Annotated in this window: 10 protein-coding genes; 2 read left to right on the top strand and 8 right to left on the bottom strand. The window is 71.5% G+C overall.

The window, feature by feature from the left end; genetic code table 11:
* Positions 1-28 precede the first annotated feature (28 nt).
* The 5 genes from L7D48_RS20015 to L7D48_RS19995 form a co-directional block, all read right to left on the bottom strand.
* Positions 29-1,483, bottom strand: a complete 1,455-nt coding sequence (locus L7D48_RS20015) for an SCO6880 family protein (RefSeq protein WP_237880980.1) — start codon at positions 1,481-1,483, stop codon at positions 29-31.
* Positions 1,484-1,573: 90 nt separating this feature from the next.
* Positions 1,574-3,004, bottom strand: coding sequence for an ATP-binding protein (locus L7D48_RS20010; protein WP_308312320.1), 1,431 nt, complete (start codon positions 3,002-3,004; stop codon positions 1,574-1,576).
* A 42-nt stretch (positions 3,005-3,046) separates the two neighbouring features.
* Positions 3,047-3,736, bottom strand: coding sequence for a hypothetical protein (locus L7D48_RS20005; RefSeq protein ID WP_237880979.1), 690 nt, complete (start codon positions 3,734-3,736; stop codon positions 3,047-3,049).
* Complete coding sequence (locus tag L7D48_RS20000; protein WP_237880976.1) at positions 3,736-4,044, bottom strand: DUF6112 family protein; 309 nt, start codon at positions 4,042-4,044, stop codon at positions 3,736-3,738. Before L7D48_RS20000 ends, L7D48_RS20005 begins: the two co-directional genes overlap by 1 nt.
* A gap of 64 nt (positions 4,045-4,108) precedes the next feature.
* On the bottom strand, positions 4,109-5,215 hold the full coding sequence (locus tag L7D48_RS19995; protein WP_237880975.1) for a C40 family peptidase: 1,107 nt from the start codon (positions 5,213-5,215) through the stop codon (positions 4,109-4,111).
* Positions 5,216-5,828: 613 nt separating this feature from the next.
* On the opposite strand from L7D48_RS19995, the gene L7D48_RS19990 reads away from it, so the two are divergent.
* A complete protein-coding gene (locus tag L7D48_RS19990) occupies positions 5,829-6,575 on the top strand; it encodes a site-specific DNA-methyltransferase (RefSeq protein ID WP_237880973.1) in 747 nt (248 codons plus the stop codon).
* Between the two features lie 66 nt (positions 6,576-6,641).
* A complete protein-coding gene (locus tag L7D48_RS19985) occupies positions 6,642-7,238 on the top strand; it encodes a DUF4913 domain-containing protein (RefSeq protein ID WP_237880971.1) in 597 nt (198 codons plus the stop codon).
* Positions 7,239-7,313: 75 nt separating this feature from the next.
* Here the strand turns inward: L7D48_RS19985 and L7D48_RS19980 are convergent, their stop codons facing one another.
* The 3 genes from L7D48_RS19980 to L7D48_RS19970 form a co-directional block, all read right to left on the bottom strand.
* Entirely contained in the window at positions 7,314-8,258 is a 945-nt protein-coding gene (locus L7D48_RS19980) for a pentapeptide repeat-containing protein (protein WP_237880969.1), read from the bottom strand.
* 84 nt (positions 8,259-8,342) lie between these two features.
* On the bottom strand, positions 8,343-8,528 hold the full coding sequence (locus L7D48_RS19975) for a hypothetical protein (protein ID WP_237880967.1): 186 nt from the start codon (positions 8,526-8,528) through the stop codon (positions 8,343-8,345).
* 523 nt (positions 8,529-9,051) lie between these two features.
* A complete protein-coding gene (locus L7D48_RS19970; protein WP_237880965.1) occupies positions 9,052-9,987 on the bottom strand; it encodes a transposase in 936 nt (311 codons plus the stop codon).
* Positions 9,988-10,183: the final 196 nt, after the last annotated feature.

Raw genomic sequence — 10,183 nt, 5'->3', positions numbered from 1 at the left:
CTTCATGGGAGTGCCGGAGGGCGGTGCGTCACGGGCGGGCGAGGGGGAGGGCGGCGCTGGTGAACGCCTCGGCCTGCTGCCAGGTGAGCTGCCGCAGGTCGATCAGGGCGGAGACGGCCGCGGTCTCGACGGCGGCGCACGCGGTGCGCAGCTCCTCCTCGGAGTCGGCGGAGACCGTCAGCAGCCCGGTCAGGGCGACGTCGGCGTGACCGGCGATGAGCTGGCGCTCGCGGTCCTTGATGTCGGCGTACTCCACCGAGTCCTCCTCGGAGTCGACCTGTCCCCGGCGCTGCCGCTCGGCCGCGTCCGCGATCACCGTGGCCTTGCGGCGCCGCACGTCCCGCAGTGCCGCGTGCAGGTCCTTGGGCTCGTAGGTCAGGGACAGTGAGCGGCGTACCCCGGAGGTGAACAGCACCTGGTGCAGGAAGCCGGGGGAGGTCTCGGTGCGGGGCCAGTTCTCGATCCAGTACGTGGTGTGGTGCGCGGAGTCGGTCTCGATCCGGTCGGCGTTCTCCACCAGCACCACCGGGCCCGCGGCGGCGGGATCCGCCTGCGGCCGGATGCCCGGTGACCAGCGGTCCAGGGCGGACAGCGCCGCAGGGTCGTAGGCGGTGCGGACCACGGCGGCGATCTCGCGCGCGGTCAGCCAGCCGGACGGGGCGAGCCCGGCGGTGTGGGCGGCCTGGTCGAAGACGGCGGTGAGCTGGGCCAGGACGGTGAAGGCCCCGGCCAGCCCGCCGCCGGCCTGGTTGATCGTCCGCCGGGCTGCCCGGGTGTCCAGGGCGACGGCCACGTACGCCTCGTGCGGTGCGGCGGCCGGTCCGGCGGCGGCGATCAGCTCGCCGTAGACCTGCCCCGCCACCGGCGTCCCGGGCTGTCCGTACCGGCTCCAGTAGCGGTTGAGGGCGTCGCCGGAATCGGGGACGGTGCGCTCCAGCACCTGCACCCGGGCGACCTGGCCGGTGCGAGCCAGTGCCGCCAGCACCCGGCCCCAGCCTGCGACGTTGGCGTTCTGCGTCCCCGCATCCAGCAGGGCGAAGGCGCGGGAGGAGACCCTGGCCACGGCGGTCAGGGTGCCGTGGTGCGGGTCGTGCACCGCGCTCAGCCGCCCGTCGGGGGAGGTCGCCACCCGCAGCGAGGCGGCGGTGCCCGGCAGGTGGAGCAGTCCCTCGCGGCGCGGCCTGGTGGAGGGCCGAGTGAGCCAGAGCAGCTGGCCGCGCATGCGGCGCAGGGCGTAGCGGATCGCGACGGGCGCCCAGTCGGCGAGGGAGCGGCCCTGGTGGCGGACGAAGATCACCGCCAGGAAAGCGGCCCACAGCGGCAGGAGTTTCAGCGCGCCGACGATGCCCGAGACGAGGACCGCGGCGAGTAGGAGGAGACCGGCGAGGGCGGTGACGAGGAGTTGCGGAGCTGTCAGGCCGAGCAGGACTCCGCGGTGGGAGCGGTGGGGGAACCTGATCGTGGCTGGTGCGTCGGTGTGCATGGGAAGCCGTCCTCACGATGTATGAAGAGCGGGAGGAGCGGGCCGCGGACTGCGGCGCGGAAGACCGCGGCCCGCCCCTTTCGGGAGCGTTCAGGAACCGGAGCCCGTGTCCGAAGGCCGGTCCTGGGGATAGACCCAGCGCCGCGGCGTGGCCGAACCCTCCGGAGCGGGAGCGCCCGGCGAAGGCGGTGATGACGCCGGGCCCGACTCGGACGGTGCCGCAGGGCCGTACAGCGTCCCCGGGACGGAAGGCACGGACGGCGCCCCCTGAGAAGCCGGTCCGGCCGGGCCCGCCGCCGAGGACGTCCCTGTGGCCTGGTCGCCCTGTCCGGGGCGGCGGATGAGGGGCTGGTCGCGGTCGCCGTCGGTACGGGGCCGCCGGATCAGGGCCCTGCCCTTGTCGCCCGCGGCACCGGGGTCCTCGCCGTAGCGGAAGGTGGTCCGCTTCCCCGACGGGAGGGAGTCGAGCGGGTCGGGAGTGCTGCCCGCGGGGTCGATGCCGGAGGCGACACCGCCCTTGCCCATCCCGGGCACAGAGGACGGGCCCTGCGGCGCCGGGACGCCGGTGCTCGCCTGCACCGCCAGCGACCCCGCGGTCCTGGCGGCGCCGGCCGCGACCGACATCCCGGCCGCACCGGCGCGGTGCAGCTCGTCGTTGCCGCTCCCGTCGGCGGCCCAGTGCACGAACTTGTACGTCGCGTACGGGCACAGCAGCACCAGTGCGAGGACGACGATGCCGGCCATCGCGTCCGACAGCGCGGCGACCCCGCCGCCGGCGGGGGCCTTGCCCATGGCCGAGACGCCGGTGAGGAACACGATCGTCATCAGCAGCTTGCTCACCACCAGGGTGGCGGTGGCCTCGATCCAGCCGCGCCGCCACCGCTTGGCGACCTCCCAGCCGCCACCGGCTCCCGCGAACACCGCCAGGGTGACCAGGATGAGGATGCCGACCTTGCGGGCGACCATCACCGCCCAGTACATGAACGTGCCCACGGCGGCGCCCAGGGCCACCAGGGTGGGCACCATCCAGCCCATCGGGTACATGGCGCCGTAGTGGCTGACCTTGACCACCCGGCGGATCGCGTCGTCCACCGAGCTGTTCGCCGCCTTGAACAGCCCGGCGGACAGCGCATCGACCACGGTCAGGGCCACGGTGGTCAGCGCGATGGCGCTGAAGGCGAAGAAGACGCCGGTCATGGTGCCGATCGCCGCCTGCGCCAGAGCCCGTTCGTCCCGCCGCCAGGCGGCGCGGGTCAGCTGCAGTACGAACGTGCCCACGGTCAGCACCAGCCCGATCGGCAGCAGCAGCTCGTAGTTGTCGCGGAACCAGGCAGCGTTCAGGTCGACGCGGGTCGTGGAGTCCACCGCCTTGACCGCCAGGTCGGCCGCGGAGGCGGCCAACTCGCCCATGGACTTGGCCATCCAGGCGCCGATGCCGTCGGTGATGCTGCCGCCGGGGTCCGAGACGAAGTCGACCGCGCCGCAGACCTTGTCCATCAGCGGGACGTCGCAGATGTCCACTCGGAGCACCTCCCTTCTGCGTCCGTGCTGCGGTGCGTGAGATCAGGGGCTGACGCGGGGGACGACCCCGGCCAGCGCGCACTGCCGTTCCGGGCGGCACTGGACGGCGAGTGTTACGGCCCGCGGTTCGGCGCCCGCGCCGGAGTCGGCCCAGGTGATGGCCTGCCTGCCGGTGACGGTGACCGCGTAGACGTACGCGCTGGTGATCGCGCCGGGGTCGTCGGCCAGGGCCTCCTCGAAGGCCTGCGGGAAGTGGGCCTCGAGGACCTCGGCGGTCGCCCGCTGGTGGTTGGCCCGCATCCGGGACCACAGCGCCGGGTCGGGCACCTGGGCGGAGACCGACTCCCAGTCGGCGTACTCCTTCTCGTCCGTCATCCACTCCCGCAGCCCCGCGAGGTGTTCGCGATGGGTGCGGGCGCGGGTGTCGTAGGACCACAGCACCTCCGCGGCCGCCTCGGCGAAGACCACCGGATCGTCCGTCCGGGGCGGAGCCGGGAACGGCGCCCGGTGCTGGGTGTGCGGCTGCCCGGTGGCCGGTCCTTCGGACGGGCGGGCGGTGGTGCGGGGGCGGGCAGCCTCCGGCGGCGCGGACGAGTCCCCGGGGCGTGCGAGGAAGAGCAACAGGCCGGCCAGCGCGGTGAGCGCCACCAGGCCGGCGACACCGAGCAGGACCCGGCGGCGCACGGTGGAGAAGGCGCCGCCCGAGGCGGTACGGGTGTTGGGCTCGGGCATCACTGCACCTTCGATCCCAGGGCGCTGAAGAACGCCACGATGCCGTTGGCCGCGCCGAGCCCGAGCGCGCAGCAGGCGGCCACCACGGTGCCCTTCTTGCCGTTGGCCTCGGCCTGGTGGCCTCCGGAGTGGTGGCCCCAGGCCCACACCAGCAGAGAGACGGCCAAGGCGCCGACGACGGCGACGATCCCGAAGAGGTTGATGCTGCTGATGACGTCGCGGAGCACGCTCAGCCCCGGAAGACCACCGCTCTTCGGGCTGACACCGGGGTCGTAGGCGAGGTGCCGGAGGTGTTCGACGAGCTGCAAGACGAACTCCAGATCGTTCTCGAGGACATACGGAAAACCGGGGAGGGACAGGTAGGGGCGCCGGTCAGACGACGCGGCGGACGGCGAGGATCTGCGGCTTCCAGTCGGCGAGGGGCTCGACGCGCACCACCTCGCCGGTCCTGGGCGCGTTGACGATGTAGCCGGAGCCGATGTACATCCCCACGTGCTCCGGCCGCGCGGGCGTGCCCCGGGTGAAGACCAGGTCGCCGGGCCTGATGCCCCCGACACCGACCGCCCGGCCCTCCTTGACCTGGGTGTAGGTCGTCCGGGAGAGCGTGACGCCGCCCGCCTTGTAGGCCATCTGCATCAGCGAGGAGCAGTCGCAGCGCCCCATCGGGTCGGGGCCGCGCGGGTCCGTGCACGTACCGCCCCACTGGTACGGGGTGCCGAGCTGGCCCAGCGCCCAGCGGATCGCCGTCCGCACCGGCCGCGGAGCGTCCCGGGGGATCTCGTAGCCCGCAGGCGTCTTCCCCTCCGGGATCGGCCCGGCTCCGGCGATCTCCTCATCGGAGCATCCGCTGGCCGCGACGGACCTGCCCGCACCGCTGCCGCCGGCACCGTCCTGGGGCAGCGTCCGGGCGATGGCCCTCTGCAGCGCGGTGGCCAGCGGCTCCCACTTCGCGTACGCGTCCGGGTACGCCGAACGCTGGACCGCCTGGGCGGCCTGTGTGACGGTCATCGACTCCCACCCGTCCACCTCCAGCAGGACCTGGTAGAAGCGCCTGGAGGCGTGGACCGGGTCCCGTACCTGCTCCGCCGTACCCCAGCCCTGACTGGGGCGCTGCTGGAACAAGCCGAGGGAGTCGCGGTCGCCGTAGGCGAGGTTCCGCAGGCCCGACTCCTGCAGCGCCGTCGCCAGGGCGACGACCTGCCCGCGAGGCGGGACCCCCATCGCCACGCCGGTCGCCTGGATGATGCGAGCGTTGCGGACCTGCTCCTCCGGGGCTTCCAGCCCCGGGACCGACACCGAGCCGCCGTCGCCGCCGTTCAGGATCTCCTCCACCTGGCGGGCGACCGCGGCGGCGTCCACCGCCTGCGCCCCATCGGCGCAGACGGCCCTGGCGTCGTGCGCGCCGGCCACGACCGCAGGAGCGAGCAGGAACATGGGGCCGACCGCCACCGCGCCGACCACGGCAGCGGTCTTCTTCACCGCCACCACCCGGTGGTGGCCTCACGGGGGACGTCGGCCTGAACCGTGTTCGCCGCACGGTGAGGAAGACGTGTCCGGGCACGTCGCATGGACGACTCCTTAGCGCACACAGAAGGCGCGGTGCCGGTGTCTCGTGAGAGGTCCGCCGGCACCGCGCCGGTGAATCCATGAGCCCGCGGGTGAAGACACCCGGAATCGGAAGACGGCGCCCCCTGGGCACAGGAGGCGATCACCGAGGAGCGGCAGCCAGCCGCGCTCGTAATCTCTCGACGCGCATGACGGATCACCTCCTTCCACAGCACGCCGAAGGCCCCTGGCCCGAAGCCGGACACACTCCGGGCACACGAGAGGGCGGCGCCCGGCAGGGCAGGTGCGGCATGGGCGAGGGGAGCACCCGCCCCGCCGGCAAGGCGAGACGGTAGGCACGGAGGACGGCCGCACCAAACGATCCCTGCGGTAGCTGCCACAGCGGCGAAGGCGTCGGGCACCGTCTCGTTGGGCACGGCCGGACAACCCCGGTTACCCTCCGGCGGACTGATCACCGTCAGCAACGATGCAAAGCGCCATCCGAAGCGGAACCCGCAACCCCGACCCCCACACGGAGCCCTGCCGCATGGCCTACACGCTGCACCGGGGCGACGCGCTCACCGTGCTCACCCGCCTCGCCGACCACAGCATCGACGCCGTCATCACCGATCCGCCCTACAACTCCGGCGGCCGCACCAGCTCCGAACGCACCGGCCGCACACCCCGCGCCAAGTACACCTCCAGCGACGCCGCCCACGACCTGGCCGACTTCCCCGGCGACAACCGCGACCAGCGCTCCTACATCCGCTGGCTCGCCGAACTCCTCACCGAGGCCTACCGCCTCACCCGCGAACACGGCAGCGCCCTGGTCTTCTCCGACTGGCGCCAAGGACCGGCCACCTCCGACGCCCTGCAGATGGCCGGCTGGACCTGGACCGGCGTGATGCCCTGGCGCAAGCCCACCGCCCGCCCCCGCAAGGGCGGCTTCAAACAGGACTGCGAGTACGTCTACTGGGGCGTCAAGGGCACCGTCGACCGCAGCCGCGACCTGTACCTGCCAGGCTTCTTCACCGCCTCCCAACCCCGCAAGGACCGCGTCCACATCACCCAGAAGCCCGTCGAGGTCATGCGCCAGCTCGTCCAGATCTGCCCCGAGGGCGGAACCGTCCTCGACCCCTTCACCGGCAGCGGCTCAACCGGCATCGCCGCCCTCCGCGAGGGCCGCCACTTCATCGGCATCGAACTCTCCAGGCACTACGCCGACCTCGCCGAGGAGCGACTGCGTAAGGAGCTGACGAAGAACGACTTCGTGCTGGCAGGACCCGAGAAGTAAATTTCAACCGTATAGACAATCAAGTATTTTACTCCCTGTGAAATGCTTACACGGCAACCCACTTGGGTGGGAGTCAAGCTTCCTGGCCTGTGCCAGAACGCCCGCACCGTCGTGTCCGCGCTGCGTGACGAGAAGGTCCTCGCCTGGGTGACACTGGACGAACACCGGCCCCGCTTCGACACCGAGAACTTCGCCACCTCCCGCGACACCCTGTACCTGCTGAGCAAGAAGGGCGGGCCCGCCAGCGCCGTCGTCGCCGCCCTGGCCGACGCGGTCTTCACCGGCGGCGCCGAGGCGGGGGAGCGCCACGGCGGCCGCCTGCCCGAGCCGATGCGCGCCCTGATCGAGTGGGTGGAAGGCGTCCTCGTACCCGGCTACCTCGCCGAGCCGAGCGCCGACGCCCGCTGGTGCCACCTGTGGTTCGAGCACCCGCCGGCCGTCGCCCGGCTCCACGCGTGCTGGCTCGCGTGGCAGGAACTGACCGACCCCGCCACCTGCGGCTACACCGGCCCCTCGGTGTGGCACCGCGACCACCTCGACCCCTGCATACGCGAGCTACGCGCCTCCAGCGGCCCCTTCGCCGGGTGCACCAAGGGCGAGCACCAGATCGACCACCGTATGCCCGGCACCGTTCCCAGCGCCTGGACCCGCACCGGGGACTGACCACCCTGCCCACGGAACGAAGCGGTGTGGCCGACCGGGACGTCCAGGGCCACCGGGAGGGCGCACAGACGAAGCTCAGGGAGATGCCTGATGCCACGCTGCGGGCAGGATGAGCCCGTCCGGCAGGGAAGACCCCTCTGCCGGAACCAGGCCAGACGGTGCTGGACCTAAGGCGCCAGCGAAGTTGACCGTGCCGCCGGAGAAATCTGCCACGCTGAAGTAGACCAAGCTGCCTGAGAACGCTGCGTTGAAGCCGACGGTGCCGCCGGAGAACACCGCTGCGCCGAGGTTGACGGTGCCGCCGGAGAACACCGCTGCGTTGAAGTCGACGGTGCCGCCGGAGAACACCGCCTTGGAGAAGTCCCCGCCGTCGAAGACGACACCAGTGAAGTCGAAATCGTGGCCCTGCCACGAGTGGACATGGTCCACGGGAAGGCGGAGGTGATCACGGATGAGGCGGATGATGGTGTGCCGAACCTCCCGCAGGGCCAGATAGGTATGCCGAGCCTCCGCGTCGTTGTCGGGCAAGTCAGTCTCAGCGGTGTAGGGCAGGCGGAGGTAGGCGCACAACACGTCGATGCAGGTCTGACGCAGATCACGGGTGGGAGCGTCGTCGGCGAGGCCGGCCAGGGCGTGGACGCCACCCAGGCGAACCGCGGCGGACTCCTCACCAAGCTGGGAGACGGCGGTGGTGAACCGCTCGGTGTGCAGCCGGGTGGTCTCCCGCTGGGCGCCATCCTCCTCGACCCGCTGGCGGCGGTAGGCAACGACCAGGGCAACCAGGGCGCCGGCCCCGGCGACTACCCCGAAGGAGAGCTTCACCAGGTCGAACAGAGTCTTGGAGTCGATGCGGCGCTCAGGCTTCAAGTCCCGGGCACCCAGCAGGTCCCATCCGGCGTAGAACACCGTGGCGGCAACGAGGAGCGAGGCGGCGAAAGCCAGGGCCAGGACAAGGCCAACGGGCCAGAGGCGCAGACCGCGCCTTTCAGCCCGGCGGCGAGGCGGCAGACGAGGACTCATGGCCGGTAGGACCAGCCAGCTGTACGACTGGTTGCAGTGGACTCGGCCCTGTTCTCCCGAAGTGACGACGAAGTGACAAGTAGCTCAGCGTGACTTCAGGTCCTCCGCAGCCGTGACCGTCTTGCTCATCACGGAGTCCGGCACGCCGCAGTAGTCCCGCACGGCGCCGAACTCGGCCTCCGTACAGCCGGAGAGAAAGGCAGCTGCGGTCAGCCGTGTGAGGTGGTGGATCTCCTTGTCCAGAGCAGGGGGGATCATCGGGCCGGTCATGGGGTTTTCCGCGCCTGGGCCTGGCTCGACCTCCGAGCCGACGACACCCCCGACACACACCGGGAGAACGGCACCAGCGTCCGGGTTGCCCGTCGGCACCGCTACACCGGCGAGCCCGCCGATGTTCCTCGACGCCTCACTACCAACCGTGCACGAGCTCGATAGCTGACCATGATCGTTCTCGGTGTCAACGGCTGTGTCATTGTTCCCCGAGGTCGAGATCGGAGCAGGCGAGGCCCGCCACCGGAGTAGCATCAGACGCGTCGAGACCTTCGGACGAGGCGCGCGGGAGCCCACTGCCAAGGGACCTCGACACTCCTACCGGCCGACGACGTGCTGCCCTTCAGCACACCCCGGCTATGGGGAACCGGTGCCGACCCGGACTCCGGCTTCACGCCGACGCAAGGGCAGTACATCCTGATCCTGCCCGGGTCGTCATCTCGATCTCCCGTCATTGGAAGACCCTAACGAGCTCGTGCACGGTAGGCGGTGAGACGTCGAGGACCTCGGTGAGGCTCGCTGTTCACCTCTGCTGGGCCAACGCCAGGTCCGCGGTCTGCTGGTGGGACAGCAGTCCGGCGACGGCCTGGACCGTGTCGCTGATGTGCTCGCGGCGGCCGAGGTGGCGGGCCAGGGCACGCCAGTTCTTCAGATGGGCGATGCCGTGCTCGACCCGGATGCGCCGCGAGGAATGCGCCGTGCGCTGCCGCTCATACATCTCCTCGTACCAGTCGGGAGCGTTCTTCTTGAACTTCCGGTGCGGTGGTGTCACCACCCGTCCGCCGGTCTGCGCGCCCAGGCCCTGGTAGCCGGCATCGGCGAGGATCTCCACGGCCGGCCCGTCGGCCAGGAGCTTGGCCAGCCCCAGCTGGCGGGCGTGGGTGATGTCCGCGCAGCTGCCCGGCCGGGTCGGGCTGCCAAACAGCACCCGGCCGCCGGCATCGGTGACGACCATGGTCTTGACGGCGTTCTGCCTGCTCTTGCCGGAGATGAACGCCTCCCGGTCCCTGCGTCCGGCGGCCGGGCGCCGGACCCGGATCTCGGTGCCATCGATGATCCCGGTCCTGCCGCTGGCACCGAGGTGGTCGATGACCTCGGCGAGAGTCCGCAGCCGCACGCCGGGGGCGATGGTGCAGCCGCGCTCGGCGAGCAGGGGCCGCACCTCGCCGACGGCTCGGGTGATGGTGGAGCGGTCCACGCCGAACCAGCAGGCCAGCACGTCATGCGTGGTGGCGTGACGGAGGTGGACGAGCGTGGCCAGGAGCCGGTCGACGAAGACCAGCCGGTGCTTCGCACCGGCGCCCACCGCCCGCTTCCGCGGCCGGGAGGTGAGCCTGGCCCGGTGCCGTTCATGCCACAGCGGACCCAGCTCGGTGACGAGTTCAGCGATCACGTCGGCCGACAGGCCCGTGATCCTCCGGTCACTGATGATCGCTGCACGAGACGCGTTCCCCACCACACGACCATGATCGACGATCAGCAGCTCAACGTCTCACCGCCTACCGTGCACGAGCTCGTAAGCGCTGTCCCGTAATCCCACGAGGCTGAGGGTCATGCCGTGTCCGGGTCGGCGCCGATGGCACCGGCCGAGCGAAGCGAACGCCCGAGGTCTTTGGTGAGGATGCGGGGGTGGCGCCGCCACCACCACAGGTCGG

The organism is Streptomyces sp. ICN903 (assembly GCF_022015835.1).
Classification (GTDB): domain Bacteria; phylum Actinomycetota; class Actinomycetes; order Streptomycetales; family Streptomycetaceae; genus Streptomyces; species Streptomyces fenghuangensis.
The sequence above is the reverse complement of the archived record's forward strand: the minus strand, read 5'-3'. Positions and strand labels throughout refer to the sequence as shown.